The organism is Agrobacterium leguminum (assembly GCF_005144435.2).
Classification (GTDB): Bacteria; Pseudomonadota; Alphaproteobacteria; order Rhizobiales; family Rhizobiaceae; genus Agrobacterium; species Agrobacterium leguminum.
Map to the genome: position 1 here is coordinate 1,149,395 of NZ_CP120211.1, position 17,720 is coordinate 1,167,114.

The following is a 17,720-nucleotide window of genomic DNA, read 5'->3' on the forward strand; positions in this document are numbered from 1 at the left end:
GAACTGAAAACTGATGGTTCTCGGCAATCCGTGTCCGGCGCTGGAGCTTAGAGTTTTTGCGTGAAATGGCCAGCCCTTTCATCGGACTTCGGCGGTATTTGCTTCAGCCCCACAGAGATTTGATGGCCCTGATTTTCCCCGTTTGTCGCGGTTGCGCGATATCCGCCCGGTTGATTGTTTCAGGAGGACATGATTATTCCAGAGACGATCGGGGGGCCATCATGACGACTTCTTCTGCGCCTGTTTCTGCAACGGTTCGGGCACGCATTCCAGCGACGGTCTGGGTGCTGGGCATCGTTAGCCTTCTGATGGATATTTCTTCGGAAATGGTGCAGACGCTGCTGCCCTATTATCTCGTTTCCGGTCTCGGCGCTTCCGCGGTCACTGTCGGTTTCATCGAGGGCATGTCGGTTGCCATCGCCACCACGACCAAGCTGTTTTCCGGGATTATCGCGGACTGGACGAGGCGGCGGAAAATGCTCGCCGTGCTTGGATACGGTCTCGGCGCAATCTCGAAACTCGCTTTTCCCTTCGCAACCTCGCTTGGCTGGATCGTCGCCGCCAAGGCGGTGGACCGGGTCGGCAAGGGCATTCGCGGAACGCCGCGCGATGCCCTTATTGCCGATGTGACGCCGCCCGAAATTCGTGGCGCCGCATTCGGGCTCAGAAAGTCGCTCGATACGGTCGGCGGTTTCATCGGGCCGCTGGCGGCCATCGGGCTGATGTTCGCGCTCAGCGAAAATGTGCTCGCCATTTTCTGGATCGCGGTCATTCCCGCTTTCCTTGCGGTGTTCATCCTCATCGCCGGTGTGAAGGAACCGGATGCGCCCGCAAGACCGAAAGCCGAAAAGCCATTCCGGCTCGCCGATTTTGCGAAACTCAATCAGGCGGTCTGGATCGTCATCATCGCGGCGTCGCTCCTGACCTTCGCTCGTTTCAGCGAAGCATTCCTGTTGTTGAAATCCGAAGAGGCAGGCTTCCGGCCGGCATGGATACCGATCACGATGGTCATCATGCATGCCGTCTACGGCCTGACAGCCTATCCCGCCGGCCGGCTTTCGGACAGGATCGGCCGCTCAGGAATTATCGCGGCGAGCGTGGCCGTGCTGGTGGCCTCCTATCTGACGCTCGCTTTTGCCAATTCCATTCCGTTGTTCCTGTTCGGCATTCTGCTGTGGGGGCTGCATATGGGTCTGTCGCAGGGTCTGCTCGCAGCCCTGATTGCGGAAACGGCACCGTCACATCTCAAGGGAACGGCCTTCGGCGTCTTCAATCTGATGACAGGTCTGGCGGTGCTGGTCGGCAATGTCATCGCCGGCTTGCTGTGGGACCTCCATGGTTCCTTCGGCACCTTCCTGGCGGGCGCCGCACTGTCTTTTACCGCATTGCCGGTGTTGATCTGGGTATCCCGTCGAAAGCGCGCCGCCGCCTGAGCCTGTGCCGAAAACACGACGACGTTGTTTTCGCTCATCCCAGCGCATAGTGTGACGTAACGTCAGGCGACAGCATTCCGGGGTGGGGAGTGATGGAGAACAGCAATGACAATCACCATTACCGCTTTTGAACGTTCGCCCGATGGCGGCAAGGGTCTCGCCCGCGACATGCGCGTCCGCTGGGCACTCGAAGAAGTGGGCCAGCCCTATGACGTCCGCCTTCTTTCCTTCAAGGCGATGCGGGAACCGGCGCATCTGGCGCTTCAACCCTTCGGGCAAATCCCGACCTATGAGGAGGGTGATCTCGTCCTGTTCGAATCCGGTGCGATCATATTCCATATAGCCGAACGCCATGCCGGCCTGTTGCCACAGGATGCGGATGCGCGGGCGCGCGCGATCATGTGGATGTTCGCCGCGCTCAGCACCATGGAACCGCCCATTGTCGAGCATTTTGTCACCGGTTTTCTCGAAAGGGACAAAAGCTGGCACGGCGAGCGACTGCAGATCGTCGATGAACGCATCCGCAAGCGGCTCGGCGAATTGTCCCACCGACTGGGGAAGGCCGAATGGCTCGACGGCGCATTCAGCGCCGGCGATCTGTTGATGATATCGGTGCTGCAACGGATAAAGAGTTCGGGCATTCTCGATGAATACGCAAATCTCGCGGCCTATGTCGCTCGCGGCGAGGCGCGTCCCGCCTATAAACGCGCCTTTACCGATCAGTTGGCGATTTTCAAAGCTGCATCGAACGGCTGAACCGCATCGACGGGAGGCCCCTCACTGCGGACTGCCTGCGATCAAGCCGAGGTGCTGACGCGATAGGCCATTCCGAGCGACCTCGGCGCGGTCTCCTTGAAGCCGAATTTTTCGTATAGCCTGTTTGCCGGCACATCGGCGATCAGGCTGACATAGGCCGAAGCGGGAAGCTCTCTCTTCACATGGCCCATCAGCGCCTCCATGACCTTCTTGCCCAAGCCTCGGCCCTGATGGGCGGGATCGACGGCAATGTCCACGACCTGAAAAAAGCAGCCGCCATCGCCGATCAGCCGGCCCATGCCGATGGCGGAACCTGCATGCAGAACCAGCACGGAGAAGACCGTGCCCTGCAAACCCTTCTCCGCCGCCTCCCGTGAAAAGGGGCTTAGCCCGGCCACGGCGCGAAGGCGCAGATAGTCCTCGACAGACGGGGTTCTCGCGACGATGGAATAGTCAGGGGAATAATCGGGTTGGTTCATTCGACTCTCCTCTTGGCCGCGCTCTGACAGCGCCGCCCAATATGTGGAGGAGAGTTCTACAGGAGCTTTACCGATTCTGAGGCGCAATTTTCAGCGCCTGAAGATCGAGCTGCGCGCGGACGCCCATGAAGGCGGCCACTTCTGCCTGTTAGCGGCGGCCTTCCACAGCGGAACGGATATGCGAGCGGCTGACGCCGATGTCGGAAAGGCTTCTGTCGTCGAGCGCGCTCAGTTCGGCCACGGCGCGACGGTTGCGGAAATAGTTTCGAACGGTTTCGTGAAGTTTCATTTTCGTGGTTTCCAGTGATGAGATTGCATAAAATATGCCCATTCCGACGCGAAAAATACAGGCATTTGCCTGCATGGAAGACATGCAAAAATCGAAACCCGACGTCTGGATAGGGGGAAACGACTGCCGGCATAAGGAAACGCTATAGCGGCAGAAAGGACTTGTGTTGGCAAAATATCCGGCGATGAACCTACTCTGCCTGAAAGATTAGCATGACGTTAATCGACAAGAACCGCAAAAGCGGCAAAAGCTCGCCCGGCCAAAGCCGGAACAGATAAATCCGAAAAGGAGTGGGAACATGAAAAACGGTATTACTCGCAGACTTCTACTGGTTTCCGCAGCGGTCGCTCCGATCCTGAGCCTGTCGCCGGCGCTCTCCGCCTCCGCTTATGCGGCAGAGACGATAAGGCTCGGCCTCGTCGCGCCGATGAGCGGCCCGAATGCGCGCTACGGCGCTTTCTCCATGCATGGCGCGGAACTCGCGGTAAAGGACATCAACGCGGCTGGCGGCATCAACGGCCAGCAGATCGAACTCTTCAATGCCGATAGCCAGGGCACGCCGGTCGAAGGCGTTTCGGCCACCCGCCGCCTGATCGATCAGGACGAGGTGGATTTCGTCATCGGCGATGTCTCCAGCTCCGTGACGCTTGCGATGCAGCCTGTCGCCGAGGATGCCGAGGTTCTGCTGCTGAACGCCGCGTCCTCCAACCCGAAGATCACCTATCAGGCTGGCGTCGGCGGTTTCAAATGGACATTCCGCAACTATCCGACGGATGAGAACCGTGCGCTTGTCGTGGCGAAATACGCCGCCGAACAGCGTGGTTTCACCAAATTCGCCGTCCTGTCGGTCGATAGCGACTACGGCCGTTCCGCCATCACCTTCACCAAGAAATATCTGCCCGACTTCAAGGGAGAAATTCTGAGCGAGGATTATTACAAGGAAGGCGAGGTCGACTTCCGCAGCGTGCTGGCGAAGATCCGCGATAACGGCGCGCAGGCGATCATCATGTACGGTCTCGCCGACACGACGCCGATTGTCGCCCGTCAGATGCTGGAACTCGGACTTGCCGGCAAGGTTACACTGATCGGCAACGGTGAATTCAACACCGAAAAGACAATCAAATCCGCGCCGAAAGCCATGGAGGGCGCTGTTGAGGCCGCAGCCTGGCTGCCGCAATTCGATAGTCCGGCCAGCAAGGCCTTCGTCGAGAAATTCATCGCGACATACAAGGAAGCGCCGAACAATCACGCCTATGTGCATTGGGATACCGTCAACCTGCTCGCCCAGGCGATCAAGGAAGCCGGAAGCGCTGATCGCAATGCGGTCCGCGAAGCGCTCTCCAAGATCAAGTACAAGAGCCCGGTCGGCGAAGTGACCTTCGACGATCACAATCAGGCGCGCCTTCCGATGATCCTTCTGCAGATCGAGAACGGCAAGCCGAGCATAAAGGGCGCTTATACGGCGGAAATCCAGTACCCTGCGAACTGATAGACCGGGAGGGGTACAGCCATGTTCTCGACAACTCTCGAGCAAGTCGTAAACGGGATCGTCACCGGTTCCGTCTACGCGATCGTCGCCGTCGGCATGACCATGATTTTCGGGGTGCTGAGAGCCATCAACTTCGCTCATGGCGAATATTACATGCTCGGAACCTTCGGGGCGTGGTTCGCCATCGATTATCTCGGCCTTTCCTATGAGGCTTCGATCGTCGTCGGCGTTCTTTCCACCGTGGTCGTGGCCTATGTGGTCGGCCAGCTCGTGATGCGCAGAATGGTGGGGGCGCCGGCCGAGTCCGGCGTTCTCGCCACCCTCGGTATCGCGCTGATCCTGCAGAACACGATCATTTTTGTCTTCGGCGGCGGCTACAAGTTTTTCGCCGGCGGTTATATCGAGCCGATTTCCATCCTCGGCTTCACGTTGGCGCAGCAGCGCGTGCTCATTCTGGTCGTGTGTCTGATCGTCTTCGTCGGTCTGGAGCTGATGGTGACCTATAGCCGTCTCGGTATGGCGATGCGGGCGGTCTCGCAAAATGTCGAATGCTGCGGCGTGGTCGGCATCGATGTCTCGCAGGTCGTGTTGCGCACCTTCATCCTGGGCGCCGCACTTGCAGCGCTTTCCGGCGTGCTGACAGCTCCGGTCAATGTCAGCGTCTATGGCGGCATGGGGGAGCTCATCACCTTCAAGACCCTGCCGATCATCATCATGGGCGGCCTTGGCAACGTGCGCGGCACCTTCTTCGCGGCCATGATCCTCGGCATCGCCGAAAGCCTCGTCGCCACCTATGTCGGGCTGCAATTCCGCGACACGGTTGGTTTCGCAACGCTGATCCTGATGCTGATGTGGCGTCCGCACGGCCTGTTTTCGACGCAGGCGCGCTTTTAGAGCATGTCTCCCAAAAGTGTGCAGCGGTTTTGGGACAAAGACATGCGTAAAAACAAAATTAAAGCGCGTCGCATGAGCTCAATTAAACGCGACGCGCTTTAGAAGCCGCGCCCGCCGAATTTACTCGAATTTTGAGGACTCGACATGTCTCTCACAGACACCGTTCCCCAGGCACGCCGCCGCGATCTGCGCATTCCGCTCGCCGCCGTCCTGATCGTCGTAGCACTTGCCGCGCCCTTCATCGGCACGCGTTACGTTACCCACTCGCTGATCATCGCGCTCATCTTCATGCTGCCGGCGCATGGCCTCAATCTGCTCGTCGGTTATACCGGCCTGTTATCGCTGGCGCAGGCGGCATTCTTCGGCATCGGCGCCTATACCGCCGGCCTGCTGGCGGTGCACTATGAAACGCCGTTTTATGTGAACCTGATTGCCGCCGGCCTGGTCTCCGGCGCTCTCGCCCTGCCGCTCGGCATTCCGGCGTTGCGGCTTCGCTCGACGTCCTTCGTCATGTGTACGCTCGGTTTCGTCATCATCGGCCAGGCAATCGCCAAGAACTGGATTTCGCTGACCCGCGGCGACATGGGCCTCTCGGGTATTCCGAAACCCTATTTCGAGCTTGGCCCGCTCTCCTTCACGGTCAGCGGAACCACCAGTTTCTATTATCTGGCTCTGGCCATCTGCTTGCTGGGAACGCTCGCCGCATGGGCAATCGTCCGCTCGCCGGCCGGCCGCAACATGGTCGCCATTCGCGAAAACGAAACGCTGGCGGAGTCTCTCGGCGTACCCACATGGCGTTACAAGCTGATCGTTTTCATGCTGAGCGCCGTTTTTGCCGGGGTAGGGGGCAGCCTCTATGCCCACTACCTCACGGTGGTCAGCCCGCTGACCTTCCAGATGTATTATTCCACGACGATGCTGATCATCGTTCTCGGCGGCGGTGCTGGCATGATTTCGGGAACCGTGTTCGGCAGCCTGCTTTTCGTCGGTCTGACCGAGGCGCTGCGCGTAGCTCCTGAAGTGCGGATGATCGCCTATGGCTTCTGCCTTCTCGTTCTCGTCTTCTGGTTCAAAAAGGGCTTTGCTCCCCTGATCAATCGCTTCTGGAACGCGATCGGAGGTTCGAAATGACGGCTCATCTTCCCATCCTTGAGATAAAGAACCTCAGCAAGTCCTATGGTGCGGTGAAGGCGGTCAACGATGTCAGCATGCACATCAATCGCGGCGAAATCGCCGGGCTGATTGGCCCGAACGGTTCCGGAAAGTCCACCTTCTTCGATTGCAGCACTGGGCTTGCCCGGCCGGATACCGGCAAGGTGATACTGGACGGGCAGGATATCACCGGCTGGTCGCTCAACCGCATCGCCCGCGAAGGCCGCATGCTGCGCTCGTTCCAGAAGACGGTGACCTTCAAGGCGCTCGATGTGGAGGAGAACCTCATCATCGCCGGCCAGATGTTCACCTTTCCCTCGCTCCTGTCGACATTCGGCCTCGGCGGCATGTCGCGCCGCCGCGTGGCCGGGTTGAGAGAGCGGGCGCGCGAGCTGATCAAGATGGCGGGCCTCTGGGACGTTCGCCATCAGCCCGCCGGCAATCTCTCCGGCGGCCAGCAGAAACTCATCCAGTTCGCTTCCATGCTGATGCCGGAACCGAAGCTTATCCTGCTCGACGAGCCGATGGCAGGCATCAACCCGAAGATCATCGAGCGTGTGGTGGAGACGATCCAATATGCGAATAAATCGCTCGGCGTCAGCTTCCTCGTCATCGAACACAATATCGATGTCGTTACCAGCATCTGCCAGCGTGTCGTCGTGCTCGATCAGGGAACGAAACTGGTCGAGGGACTGCCGCATGACATCATTCAGGACCAGCGTGTGAGGGAGGCCTATCTTGGCGGCTGACAGCAATCTTTCCATCAAGGGCCTGCGCGCGGGTTACGGCAATCTCGATATCCTGAACGGCGTCGATCTGGATGTGCCGGCCGGGCAATTCGTGGCCCTCATGGGGCCGAACGGTGCGGGCAAATCCACCCTGCTCAAGACGCTCTATGGCATGACGACCATCAAGGAAGGCGGCATCGACTGGCGCGGCAGGAACATCGCCGGATTATCGTCGCGCTCCATTCTGGGGGAGGGCATATCCTTCGTGCCGCAGGGCCGTTGCAATTTCCCGGTCATGACCGTCGATGAAAACCTGCAAATGGCCGCCTATACCATCCGGGATGCGAAGGTGAAGGCGGACCGGGATTATGTCTACGATCTTTTCCCAATCCTGAAGACACGGCGCTCGACGCTCGCAGGCAATATGTCGGGCGGCGAGCAGCAATTGCTCGAAGTGGCGATGGCGGTTCTGCAGCGGCCGAAGGTGCTGCTGGTGGATGAGCCCTCGGTCGGCCTGTCGCCGGCCGCAATCGGCATCGTGTTCGACGAGCTGCTGCGGCTGCATGCGAATGGCATGACCATCCTGCTGGTCGAGCAGAACACCAAAAAGGCCATGGAGGTGGCTGAGCGCGCCGTCATTCTCCGTCTCGGCAAGGTGATCTGGGACGGCACGCCTGCGGAGATCACCCATGACGAACTTGGCGAATTGTTCCTGACCGGAAAGATGCGTGGCGAACTCGAAGCCGCGCACTGACAGGTCCAAAGCTTTATATCAGACGAGGAAAGACCATGAGCACTTTTGTGCCTGCATCGCGCGTGTCGAAAATCAAGGTATCGCCGAGCACGGCGGCAGCGGCCCGCGCCCGCGAATTGAAGGCCGCCGGCCGCGACATCGCCGACCTGACGGTGGGCGAGCCGGATTTCGATACACCGGAAGCCGTCAAGGCGGCGGCGCATACCGCCATCGACCGGGGAGAGACCAAATACACAGCAGTCAACGGCACGCCGGCGCTTCGCAAGGCGATCATCGGCGACTTCCAGAGACGTCTCGGCATCACCTATGGCGATAACGAAATCTGCGTCGGCGGCGGCGCCAAGCAGATCCTGTTCCTGGCGCTGATGGCAAGTGTGGAGAATGGTGCGGAAGTGATTATTCCGGCTCCCTACTGGGTGTCTTACCCCGATATGGTCATCGCCAATGACGGCACGCCCGTCATCGTCGCATGCCCGGAGGAAACGGGGTTCAAACTGACGGCCGAAGCGCTGGAAGCGGCGATCACCCCGAAAACGCTTTGGCTGATCCTCAACGCTCCCTCGAACCCGACGGGTGCTGCCTATAACGAAGTGGAACTGAAGGCGCTCGGCGACGTATTGCTGCGCCATCCGCATGTCATGGTCCTTTCCGACGATATTTACGATCAGGTCTGGTTCAGGGATGAGCCGATGAAAACCCTCGTTGCCGTCGTTCCTGAACTGAAGGACCGTGTGCTTCTGACCAACGGCGTTTCAAAATCCTATGCCATGACGGGATGGCGGATCGGTTACGGGGCAGGGCCGGCAGCCCTCATTGCCGCCATCAACAAGTTGCAATCGCAAATGTCATCCTGCCCGTCCTCGGTCAGCCAGGCCGCCGCCGCCCATGCGCTTTCGGGCGATCAGACATTCGTGACGGAAAGTGTCGCGGTCTATAAACAGCGGCGCGACTACGCCTGCGCGCGCCTGAACGCGATCCCCGGCCTTTCCTGCATGGCGCCGGATGGGGCCTTCTACCTCTATCCGAGCTGCGCCGGGGTGATCGGCAGGACGACGGCGGATGGCAAGGTGATCGAAAACGATCTCGATTTCGTCCTCTATCTCCTCGATAGCGTCGGCGTGGCGGCTCTCCAGGGCGCGGCCTACGGGCTTTCGCCCTATTTCCGCATTTCCTTTGCCACCTCCATGGAAGTGCTGGAGGATGCATGCGACCGCATTGAGAGCGCGGTGGCGGCCCTGCGGTAAGACAGACCGCTCGGCCCAAAGGAGGCTTTTTTGCGGTCCGCTCACCGTCCCTCATCCCTGTGCTTGTCACAGGGATCCAGCCAGCCCAAGTCCTTGGGCTGAGAGGACTCTTCCCGCCGCGCAGACGCGCGTCGGCTGGATTCCTGTGACGAGCACAGGAATGAGGGCGAGGGAATATCCGATTACATAAAGCACTTGTGTCGTCTACAGTGTTCGGGACATGTGAAACGCTCTATCCCATTGAAATTACGCGCCGTCCTTGCAGAAATCCATTCCTGTTTCCTCCTCGATACGCTAGGATTTCCCCAAAAAGTGGGGACCGATGAGCGTCGATTTCAAAAAACTCAAGAGCTTCGTCAAGATCGTCGATACCGGCAGCGTTTCGCGTGCCGCCGGCATTCTGCGTGTGGCGCAGCCGGCGCTGTCGCAGCAGATCGCGTCGCTGGAACAGCATTTCAAACACCAGCTTTTGTTGCGCAGCAATGTCGGCATCGCACCGACCGAAGCGGGGTTGATCCTCTATCGCCATGCACAGATCATGCTGAAGCAGATCGAGCAGGCGCAGACCGATATCGACCGCTCCGCCCGCTCGGTCTCCGGCCGCGTCTCCATCGGGCTCGCGACCTATTCCTCCTCCAGCGCGCTGTCCCTGCCGCTCATCAAGGAGATGAGGGCGCGGTTTCCCGCCATTACGGTCCATATCAACGACAGTTTCGGCCATATTCTCAGCGAGCTGATCATGACCGGCAAGATGGACATGGCGCTGATCTACACCTCCGATCCGATCAAGGGCGTGACGCTGGAACCTTTGTTCCGGGAAGAAATGTTCCTCGTCTCGCCCGCCGACATGAAGCTGCCGGCCGAACCCGGTCAGCCGCTTCCGCTCTCGGCGCTGGATGGCCACGCGATGCTGCTGCCGAGCAAGGCGCATTTCCTTCGCCGGCTCATCGATGAAGGGCTGGCGCGGGCGCGGGCAAAGCCGGAGGTCATTTCCGAGCTGGAATCCGTGCCTGCTTTGGGCGCGGCGGTACTGGACGGTCTCGGCTCAACGATCCTTCCAGCCTCCGTTGTTCTGGAAACCCCGAGCTTCAGCGGCGCGCAGCTGCACCCGCTCACAACCCCAGTCATCGACGCCACGGTTTCGCTCTGCGTCTCCGATCATATGCCGCTTTCCGAGCCGGCTCTGGCGGCGCGTTCCGTGCTTCTCGAGATCGTCACCAAGCTCAAGAGCGGCCACCACCCCGGCATTCGCGCCATCTGAATTCGCTATAAGCAAACCCTATGGCGGCAGACCGAGGTTGTGTTGGTAAAGGCCGGCTGAAGGCTTCAATTTTCCATCAGTGAACGGATTCAAATTTGGGTCCACAAGGCAGCCAAAGAGGCTGCATGGTCGCTCGAGGGAAACAATGGCAAAACTGGCTTTCGATACTGGCGGTACCTTTACCGATTTCGCGCTTCTGGACGACAGCGGCGAACTTCACCTCCATAAAGTCCTGAGCACGCCGAAAAATCCGGCGGAAGCCGTTGTCCAGGGCGTATCGGAACTGCTCGAAAAACATGGCGATGCGATTGCCATCGGGAACCTGCAGGTGCTTGGCGCAACCACCGTCGTCACCAATGCCGTGCTGGAGCGCAAGGGCGTGGAGACCGGTTTCGTCACCACCGACGGTTTTCAGGATATGCTGCGGATCCGCAACGAGGGGCGTTACGATCTCTATGATCTGAACATCAAATATCCCGATCCGCTGGTCACCCGCGCCAACAGTTTCGGTGCCGAAGAACGCATCGCCGCCGATGGCGAGGTGATGACGGAACTCAAGGAAGAGACCGTTCGCGAGATTGCCGGACGGCTGAAGAAAAAGGGCATCCGCTCTGTGGCGGTCTGCCTGCTGCACGCTTACAAATATCCGCAGCATGAGCAGCGCGTCGCCGCCCTTCTGCGCGAAGAGGACCCGGATATCTTCGTGTCCTTGTCTTCCGAAGTCTGCCCGGAAATGCGTGAATTCGACCGCGCCTCGACGACAGTGGTGAATGCCTATACCCGCCCGCAAATGTCGGGCCACGTCGCGCATCTGCAGCGGGAGTTTGCTGAGAAGGGCATCGACCGGCAGGTGCTGTGGATGACCTCTTCGGGCGGTCTTGTGCCGAGCCGCCGTGCCGCCGAACTTCCCGTGCGCCTGATCGAATCCGGCCCCGCCGCAGGTGCTGTCGCCGCCGCCGAATTCGGCCGCACGGCAGGTGAGGCGAGCGTGCTTTCCTTCGACATGGGCGGCACCACCGCCAAGCTCTGCCTCATTCCCGATGGCGAACCGAATGTCGGCACCGATCTCGAAGTCGCGCATTACCAGCGTTTCCGCAAGGGCTCCGGTTTTCCGCTGAAAATCCAGTCGATTCAGATGATCGAGATCGGCGCCGGTGGCGGCTCCATCGCGGCGAAGAACCCTCTCGGTCTTCTCGATGTCGGTCCGCATTCCGCCGGCGCCATGCCGGGACCGGCGGCCTACCAGCGCGGCGGAACCGAACCGACGGTAACCGACGCCGATATTCTGCTCGGCTACATGGGAACGGAATCCTTCGTCGGCGGCTCGTTCAAGGTGTCGAAGGACGCGGCCCATGAGGCGATGTCGAAACTGGCCACTTCTCTCGATGTGTCTGTCGAGCGCTGCGCCTGGGGCATCCATGATCTCGTCAATGAATCCATGAGCAAGGCGGCTGCCATGCATGCGACCGATCTCGGCGTCGATCCGCGCTCTTTGCCGATGGTGGCTTTCGGCGGGGCAGGACCGGTCCATGCCTATGGCATCGCCCGCAAGCTCGGTATTTCGCGCATCATCTGCCCGACGGGCGCGGGCGTCAGCTCCGCCATCGGCCTGTTGATCGCGCCGGTCGCCGTCGATCTCTCCGCAAGCCATCCGATGGCGCTCGACGCCTGGGATATCGATGCGATGAACCGCCTGCTCGATGATCTTTCCGCTCAGGGTGCGGAAGTCGTTTCGGCCGCCGGCGTTCCGAAGGAGACGATCACCAATCGTTATACCGTGGATATGCGCCATGTGGGGCAGGGTCACGAAATCACGGTGGTACTGCCCGACCGTAACCTGCCGAAAGACCTTTTCCTTGAAGAATTGCGCGGCAGTTTCTTCAAGCTCTATCGCGAATTGTTCGGCCGCACGGTGGCCGCACCCCTGGAAGTCATCACCTGGCGTCTGCGCGCCAGCGGCGAGAAGGATCAGGTCACCCGGCCGCATGAAACCGTCGTTGCCGAAGCCCGCAAGGGCAGCCGGCAGGTCTATTTTCAGGAGGCTGGCGGCTATGTCGAAACCTCGGTTTACGACCACTACAAGCTGCCGGTCGGCCACGAGGTAAAGGGGCCTGCCATTGTGGAACAGCGTGAATCGACGGCTGTCGTCGGGCCGAGCGGCGTCTTCTATGTCGATGCCCACGGCAATCTCGTGATCAACATTCTCTAAGGGGACAGTCAGATGTCGAAACCCGCAACCGATTTCAACGATCCGATCAACCTTCAGGTCATGTGGAACCGTCTGATCTTTATCGCGGATCAGGCCGATAACGTGCTCGGCAAGACGGCGTTTTCGCCGATCGTGCGTGAGAACCATGATTACGTTACGGTACTTCTCGACAGTAAGGGCAGGGCGCTGGCGCAATGCACCTGGTCGATCCCTGTCTTCATCACCTCGCTGCCTGCGGCGGCGCAGAAATATTTCCTGCCGAAGTTTCCGGTCGAGACGCTGGAGGAGGGCGATGTTCTGGCCACCAACGATCCGGAAATCGGAACCGGCCACCTGCCTGACGTGACGATGATCACGCCGATCTTCAAGAACGGCAAGGTCGTCGCCTATGCGGGGTCCATCGCCCATCTTCCCGATATTGGCGGCGCGCCGCTGCATTCGGAAGCCAGCGACATTTTCGCAGAAGGCATCCGTTTCCCCATCGTCAAGCTGCTCAAGGCCGGCGTTCCGAACGAGGATGTGTTCGATATCATCGCAGCCTCCGTCCGCCTTCCCACGGAAGTGCGCGGCGATCTGGAATCGATGATCGCCGCCAACAATGTCATGGGCCGCGAACTGGTGAAATTCCTCGATGAATACGGGCTGGACGATGTCGATGGGCTGGCCGACGCCATCCACACCCGTTCGGAGGCGCAGACGCGCAAGGCGATCCGCGAATGGCCGAACGGCACCTATTCCGCCGAAGTCCTGCTCGACGGCTACGATGTCGACGTCACACTGAAAGCTGCCGTGATCGTCAGGGATGATTCCATCCATGTGGATTATACCGGCACGTCGGATCAGGTCCTGCATTCAATCAACTGCCGCACCAATTATCGTTACGCCCACTCGGTCTACGCGCTGAAATGCCTGCTCGATGCCGAAACGCCCAATAATGAGGGCTGCATCGTCCCGATCACCGACGAGGCGCCGCTCGGCTGCATTCTCAATCCGCAGGAATGGACGGCGGGCAATTCGCGCAACCTCATCGGTCACGTCATTCCTTCGCTGATCTTCAAGGCGCTGGAAGGCATCGTGCCGGAAAAGGTGCTGGGCGATAGCGGCGGCGCGCCGATCTGGGCGGCCAACTGCGTCGGCCAGCGTAACGATGGCACGCAATATGGTTCCGTGCAGAATTTCCATGGCGGACAGGGCGCACGCGCCGAATTCGACGGGCTGGATACGCTGAGCTTCCCCTCCAACTGCAAGGTTACGGCCATCGAAATGTTCGAGGTCGCCGTTCCGGTGCTGACGGAACGCAAGGAACTCATCGCCGATTCCGGTGGCGCCGGCAAACATCGCGGCGGCCTTGGCCAGCGTGTCGTTCTGCGCAATCTCGGCAAGAACCCGATGAACATCTATCTGGCATCGGAACGCGTCCGCCATCCCTGCTTCGGCGTGGTGGAAGGCCAGAGCGGGTCCGCCGGCAAGGTGATGAAGCAGGGCAAGTCGCATTTCCCCAAGGGCAAGGTCGTTCTTCAGACCGGCGAACGTCTGGAAGTTCAGACACCCGGCGGTGGCGGCTGGGGCAGGGCCAGCGAGCGTTCGCGCGCACTGATCGAACAGGATATTTCCGAAGGTCTGGTCACCGCGAAGGCGGCGAAAGAAATCTTCGGCTATTCTGGCGCCATTGCTGCCGCAGCCGAATAGGAGATGAGAATGGGACTGCTGAACGGAAAAATTGCGCTGGTAACCGGCGCCGGTTCAGGCATCGGCCGCGAAACCGCAATTCTGCTGGCGAAAGAAGGGGCGACGGTCGTTCTGACCGGACGCCGCCTCGATCCGCTGCGCGAGGTCGCGGAACTGATCGAAAAGAAGAAGGGCAAGGCCATCGCTCGCACGCTCGACATCGCCTCGCGCGAGGCGATCTTCGACACGGTGAAGTCGATCCGCGAGGCCGTCGGTCCCATTGATATTCTGGTGAACAATGCCGGTTCCGCCAGCAAGGTGCTCAACGCCCGCTTCATCGGCGAGGAGGAGTGGAACGCCACCATCAACGTCAATCTGACGGCCGTGTTCAACCTGACACAGGCGGTGCTGCCGGAGATGATCGAAAAGGGTGAGGGGACCATCATCACCGTCTCCTCGCTCGCCGCCCTCAATCCCAATCTTCTGGGCGGCGTGGCCTATGGCGCTGCCAAGGCGGGCGTGAAGAACTTCATGACCTTCCTGCATAATACCTATCGCAACCAGGGTATCCGCGCGACGACCATTCTGCCGGGCGAGACGGATACGCCGATCATGAACAACCGCGCGCGTCCGCCTCTGAAGGAAGAACGCGCCGTGATGATGGATCCGCATGACGTGGCTCGCGCCATCACACTTTGCGCCAGCCTGAGCAGAGGCGCGGTCATCCCGGAACTGCACATCTGCCCGACCCATATGCGCGACACCTCGAAGGATATCGAGGTCGCGCGCTGGGTAGGCGCGCCGGACGATACGTCGGACATGCCGAAAAAGAACTAGGGAGAGACGTCCATGAATGGAGCAAAGCTGCGCGCCCGCCTTGCGGCGGGTGAAGCCATCAGCATGTTCACCCCGCACCATACGTCGTCGGGCCTTTCCGCCCGGCTGGTGGAACTGGGCGCGGACGCAATCTTCCTCGATTGCGAGCACGGCACATGGAGCTTTGAGGATGTGCGGGCGACCGGGCAGGTGGTGCGCTCCGTTGGGGGCGCTGCCATCGTGCGCCCGCATTCGCACGAGCGGCCGCTCATCATTCGCTATCTCAATGCCGGTGCGGACGGGATCATGGTGCCCATGGTCGGCAATGCCGACGAGGCCCGCTCGATTGTCGATGCAGTGCGTTACGCCCTGCCGTCAGACTATGAAAAGCGGCTTGTCATCGCCATGATCGAGACCGTCGATGCGGTCGATGCTCTGGACGAGATGCTGACGGTCGAGGGTATCGACGTCTTCTTCATCGGCCCCGGCGATCTTTCGCAGGATATGGGCTATCCGCCCGCGCCGCCATTCGGTGAGCCGCGCCCGGATGTGGTGACGGAGAAGGTCGCCATTGCTGTCGACAAGATACGCGCAGCCGGAAAAATCGCGGGAACGCTTGCGACGCTGGATGAAATGCCGCACTGGCGGGAGCGCGGCGTACAATTCTTCTACGTCCATTCCGATCCGTTCCTGCGCCGCGGTCTCGCCGCGGTGAAGAAGGCGCTCGCCTGAGGCGGAGCAGGGGTTTTCCGGCTGAACGATGCCGCAAGCGAGGGCCTGAACCTTCAGGCCCTCGCCATGCCGTTAGAAATCCGCCGTGACGGGTCTCCACAAATGCTCCGGATCGAAGCCGTCGCAGCGCGCGATCACAATCCGGGTGCCGTTTTTAACGCGCCGCCGCAAAAGATCGGAACGGTCGGACTGCGCCCGAAGCCAACCGTCATCCTGAAGCTTCTGCAGCATCGACCGCGAAAGCCCGAGTTCAGACGCCAGCAGTCGGTCAAGGCGTATGCCGGTCTGAAACGGAACCGTGAGATCGATCTCCGCCATGGCCCAGTCGGGAGGTTCATCCCTTATCTGTTTCGCGATATCGAATTCGGGAAACTCGTCGACGCGCTGCGATTTGCGCCGCAAGGCTTCGAGATTGAATGTCTCCGCCCTTATCCATTGCGGATCGTTGGACTGCAGCGCTTCGAGAACGGCAGGGCTGATGTCCCGGACATTCTGGCGTTCGAAAATCGGCCTGTTCCAGCTCTTGTCGCAGATTATGCATCTATAGATAAGCCAGGCATCCAGTTTGCGGCCATTAGCATTGAGCCGGATCTTGCCGCTGGCCTGAAATGCCCTCAGGCCGCCGCATCCGCTGCATGCAAGCCAGGGCTGGGGCGCCGTTCGTGGCGTAATGGTCCATTGGACCCGAAGTAAGTTGCACATAGTCTCTTGGTCTTCCATTCGGAAGTCCACCGAGATGGTGCAGGAGAAAACCCTTGCGGGAACGGCATGGCGGTGTTCTGGGGCGGTGAAGAGCTGAGACAGCGGCGCTGCGCAGGGCACATTGTAACAATGCCAGACCGGTCTCTTGCCACCACCCGATGAACATGATCATACGCCGACAGCCTGCGGCTATCCGGCAATACGGGTGAAACTGGATTGAGACCGGTATTTACTTAGGCAAAGTCTACCTCGATGGGCCAATGCTCTTCGGCGGCGAGAATAACAAATGATCGCTCCGAAACAGAGTCATCCAGTGCGGCGAAAAGGCCGAAAGCCGTTGCGATGCGACTTTTATGCAACGTCAGGTGACCCGCCCATTCTTCTCTGACCAAACGACGTCGACAGACGGATTTTATCTCTCATAAAAAATAATGGAAACATATACTTACATAACAACGGCTTGTGGGTTTATTTCCGGGAGGAGGCAGTTTTACGCCTGTTATCTGCGGCTGTCGGAAACGGAAGCATACGCCGGAGCGTCGAATCCTTGCGGATAAAATGGTGCCACAACGCCGCCGCTACATGAAGAAAGACGATGGCTGCGGCAAGGTAGGCGAGGGTGGCGTGAACCTCGCTCCAGAAGGCCTCCGCCTGATCGGAAATCACCAGAGGCAATCCCGGCACGACCACGAGGTCGAAGACGTAACTGGGGATTTGCAGAGGCGAGGTCGACGCAATTGCCCAGCCGGCGAGGGGAACGGCGAGCGTCAGGAACAGCAACGCGGCGTGAGCGGCCCGTGCGGCAAGCCTCAATGCCAGCCCTTCGCCTTCAAGAGCCTGCGGTTTTTTGCTGAAAACCGACCATAGGAAACGCGGCACGGCGAGGGCCAGCACCAGAAATCCTATCGACTTGTGATATTGGAACAGGTCGAACTGAAGAACCGGGTCGATATTGTCGCGGCTCATCACGTATCCCAGCGCAAGCTGCATCAGGAAAAGCACAGCAATCGTCCAGTGGAACACGATTGCCACCAAGCCGTAGGATATGGGCGTATTACGCCACGGCCGTTCCCGCATCGATGCGCTATCGGAATGATGGTCGAAATATCTCATC

Annotated in this window: 17 protein-coding genes; 13 read left to right on the plus strand and 4 right to left on the minus strand. The window is 59.8% G+C overall.

From position 1 onward, the window contains the following. Nucleotides 1-221 precede the first annotated feature (221 nt). Both CFBP4996_RS05690 and CFBP4996_RS05695 read left to right on the plus strand, forming a co-directional pair. The gene (locus tag CFBP4996_RS05690) at nucleotides 222-1,433 is read left to right on the plus strand and encodes an MFS transporter (protein ID WP_080852074.1); all 1,212 of its coding nucleotides are present in this window, start codon (nucleotides 222-224) and stop codon (nucleotides 1,431-1,433) included. Between the two features lie 105 nt (nucleotides 1,434-1,538). After that, nucleotides 1,539-2,189 (plus strand): glutathione S-transferase family protein, encoded by a 651-nt coding sequence (locus CFBP4996_RS05695; protein WP_080852073.1) that lies wholly within the window; start codon nucleotides 1,539-1,541, stop codon nucleotides 2,187-2,189. A gap of 41 nt (nucleotides 2,190-2,230) precedes the next feature. On the opposite strand, the gene CFBP4996_RS05700 is transcribed toward CFBP4996_RS05695, so the two are convergent. Both CFBP4996_RS05700 and CFBP4996_RS05705 read right to left on the minus strand, forming a co-directional pair. Then, nucleotides 2,231-2,668, minus strand: coding sequence for a GNAT family N-acetyltransferase (locus CFBP4996_RS05700; protein ID WP_080852072.1), 438 nt, complete (start codon nucleotides 2,666-2,668; stop codon nucleotides 2,231-2,233). 148 nt (nucleotides 2,669-2,816) lie between these two features. Continuing rightward, on the minus strand, nucleotides 2,817-2,957 hold the full coding sequence (locus CFBP4996_RS05705; RefSeq protein ID WP_080853169.1) for a DUF1127 domain-containing protein: 141 nt from the start codon (nucleotides 2,955-2,957) through the stop codon (nucleotides 2,817-2,819). A 298-nt stretch (nucleotides 2,958-3,255) separates the two neighbouring features. Here CFBP4996_RS05705 and CFBP4996_RS05710 point away from each other — a divergent pair, with 298 nt between their 5' ends. From CFBP4996_RS05710 to CFBP4996_RS05760, 11 genes are all read left to right on the plus strand, one after another. After that, a complete protein-coding gene (locus CFBP4996_RS05710) occupies nucleotides 3,256-4,446 on the plus strand; it encodes an ABC transporter substrate-binding protein (protein WP_080852070.1) in 1,191 nt (396 codons plus the stop codon). Nucleotides 4,447-4,467: 21 nt separating this feature from the next. Continuing rightward, nucleotides 4,468-5,340, plus strand: coding sequence for a branched-chain amino acid ABC transporter permease (locus CFBP4996_RS05715; RefSeq protein WP_080852069.1), 873 nt, complete (start codon nucleotides 4,468-4,470; stop codon nucleotides 5,338-5,340). Nucleotides 5,341-5,484: 144 nt separating this feature from the next. Beyond that, complete coding sequence (locus CFBP4996_RS05720) at nucleotides 5,485-6,471, plus strand: branched-chain amino acid ABC transporter permease (RefSeq protein ID WP_080852068.1); 987 nt, start codon at nucleotides 5,485-5,487, stop codon at nucleotides 6,469-6,471. Next, on the plus strand, nucleotides 6,468-7,241 hold the full coding sequence (locus CFBP4996_RS05725; protein ID WP_080817072.1) for an ABC transporter ATP-binding protein: 774 nt from the start codon (nucleotides 6,468-6,470) through the stop codon (nucleotides 7,239-7,241). Before CFBP4996_RS05720 ends, CFBP4996_RS05725 begins: the two co-directional genes overlap by 4 nt. Further along, nucleotides 7,231-7,974: a branched-chain amino acid ABC transporter ATP-binding protein gene (locus CFBP4996_RS05730; protein ID WP_080852067.1), complete on the plus strand. Its 744-nt coding sequence runs from the start codon at nucleotides 7,231-7,233 to the stop codon at nucleotides 7,972-7,974. The genes CFBP4996_RS05725 and CFBP4996_RS05730 overlap by 11 nt, the downstream gene beginning before the upstream one ends. A 35-nt stretch (nucleotides 7,975-8,009) precedes the next feature. Beyond that, nucleotides 8,010-9,218 (plus strand): aspartate transaminase, encoded by a 1,209-nt coding sequence (locus CFBP4996_RS05735; protein WP_080852066.1) that lies wholly within the window; start codon nucleotides 8,010-8,012, stop codon nucleotides 9,216-9,218. 322 nt (nucleotides 9,219-9,540) lie between these two features. Continuing rightward, on the plus strand, nucleotides 9,541-10,479 hold the full coding sequence (nac, locus tag CFBP4996_RS05740; protein ID WP_080852064.1) for a nitrogen assimilation transcriptional regulator NAC: 939 nt from the start codon (nucleotides 9,541-9,543) through the stop codon (nucleotides 10,477-10,479). A 145-nt stretch (nucleotides 10,480-10,624) separates the two neighbouring features. Continuing rightward, complete coding sequence (locus CFBP4996_RS05745) at nucleotides 10,625-12,688, plus strand: hydantoinase/oxoprolinase family protein (RefSeq protein ID WP_080852063.1); 2,064 nt, start codon at nucleotides 10,625-10,627, stop codon at nucleotides 12,686-12,688. Between the two features lie 12 nt (nucleotides 12,689-12,700). Continuing rightward, nucleotides 12,701-14,377, plus strand: coding sequence for a hydantoinase B/oxoprolinase family protein (locus CFBP4996_RS05750; RefSeq protein ID WP_137396229.1), 1,677 nt, complete (start codon nucleotides 12,701-12,703; stop codon nucleotides 14,375-14,377). Between the two features lie 9 nt (nucleotides 14,378-14,386). Further along, the gene (locus CFBP4996_RS05755; protein WP_080852062.1) at nucleotides 14,387-15,193 is read left to right on the plus strand and encodes an SDR family oxidoreductase; all 807 of its coding nucleotides are present in this window, start codon (nucleotides 14,387-14,389) and stop codon (nucleotides 15,191-15,193) included. Between the two features lie 12 nt (nucleotides 15,194-15,205). Continuing rightward, nucleotides 15,206-15,904 carry an HpcH/HpaI aldolase family protein gene (locus tag CFBP4996_RS05760; protein ID WP_080852060.1) on the plus strand — a complete coding sequence of 233 codons (699 nt, stop codon included), beginning with the start codon at nucleotides 15,206-15,208 and terminating at the stop codon, nucleotides 15,902-15,904. 72 nt (nucleotides 15,905-15,976) lie between these two features. Here CFBP4996_RS05760 and CFBP4996_RS05765 read toward each other — a convergent pair whose 3' ends face one another. Both CFBP4996_RS05765 and CFBP4996_RS05770 read right to left on the minus strand, forming a co-directional pair. Continuing rightward, a complete protein-coding gene (locus CFBP4996_RS05765; RefSeq protein ID WP_080852059.1) occupies nucleotides 15,977-16,606 on the minus strand; it encodes a DUF1062 domain-containing protein in 630 nt (209 codons plus the stop codon). A gap of 468 nt (nucleotides 16,607-17,074) precedes the next feature. Next, entirely contained in the window at nucleotides 17,075-17,719 is a 645-nt protein-coding gene (locus tag CFBP4996_RS05770; protein ID WP_080852058.1) for a cytochrome b, read from the minus strand. Nucleotide 17,720: the final 1 nt, after the last annotated feature.

Bases quoted from the DNA above. Each gene is read 5' to 3' on its own strand.
- CFBP4996_RS05695 (WP_080852073.1), top strand. From the start codon at position 1,539: ATGACAATCACCATTACCGCTTTTGAACGTTCGCCCGATGGCGGCAAG.
- CFBP4996_RS05700 (WP_080852072.1), bottom strand. From the start codon at position 2,668: ATGAACCAACCCGATTATTCCCCTGACTATTCCATCGTCGCGAGAACC.
- CFBP4996_RS05745 (WP_080852063.1), top strand. From the start codon at position 10,625: ATGGCAAAACTGGCTTTCGATACTGGCGGTACCTTTACCGATTTCGCG.
- CFBP4996_RS05760 (WP_080852060.1), top strand. From the start codon at position 15,206: ATGAATGGAGCAAAGCTGCGCGCCCGCCTTGCGGCGGGTGAAGCCATC.
- CFBP4996_RS05735 (WP_080852066.1), top strand. From the start codon at position 8,010: ATGAGCACTTTTGTGCCTGCATCGCGCGTGTCGAAAATCAAGGTATCG.
- CFBP4996_RS05690 (WP_080852074.1), top strand. From the start codon at position 222: ATGACGACTTCTTCTGCGCCTGTTTCTGCAACGGTTCGGGCACGCATT.
- CFBP4996_RS05725 (WP_080817072.1), top strand. From the start codon at position 6,468: ATGACGGCTCATCTTCCCATCCTTGAGATAAAGAACCTCAGCAAGTCC.
- CFBP4996_RS05755 (WP_080852062.1), top strand. From the start codon at position 14,387: ATGGGACTGCTGAACGGAAAAATTGCGCTGGTAACCGGCGCCGGTTCA.
- nac (WP_080852064.1), top strand. From the start codon at position 9,541: ATGAGCGTCGATTTCAAAAAACTCAAGAGCTTCGTCAAGATCGTCGAT.
- CFBP4996_RS05750 (WP_137396229.1), top strand. From the start codon at position 12,701: ATGTCGAAACCCGCAACCGATTTCAACGATCCGATCAACCTTCAGGTC.
- CFBP4996_RS05705 (WP_080853169.1), bottom strand. From the start codon at position 2,957: ATGAAACTTCACGAAACCGTTCGAAACTATTTCCGCAACCGTCGCGCC.
- CFBP4996_RS05770 (WP_080852058.1), bottom strand. From the start codon at position 17,719: ATGAGATATTTCGACCATCATTCCGATAGCGCATCGATGCGGGAACGG.
- CFBP4996_RS05715 (WP_080852069.1), top strand. From the start codon at position 4,468: ATGTTCTCGACAACTCTCGAGCAAGTCGTAAACGGGATCGTCACCGGT.
- CFBP4996_RS05765 (WP_080852059.1), bottom strand. From the start codon at position 16,606: ATGTGCAACTTACTTCGGGTCCAATGGACCATTACGCCACGAACGGCG.
- CFBP4996_RS05710 (WP_080852070.1), top strand. From the start codon at position 3,256: ATGAAAAACGGTATTACTCGCAGACTTCTACTGGTTTCCGCAGCGGTC.
- CFBP4996_RS05720 (WP_080852068.1), top strand. From the start codon at position 5,485: ATGTCTCTCACAGACACCGTTCCCCAGGCACGCCGCCGCGATCTGCGC.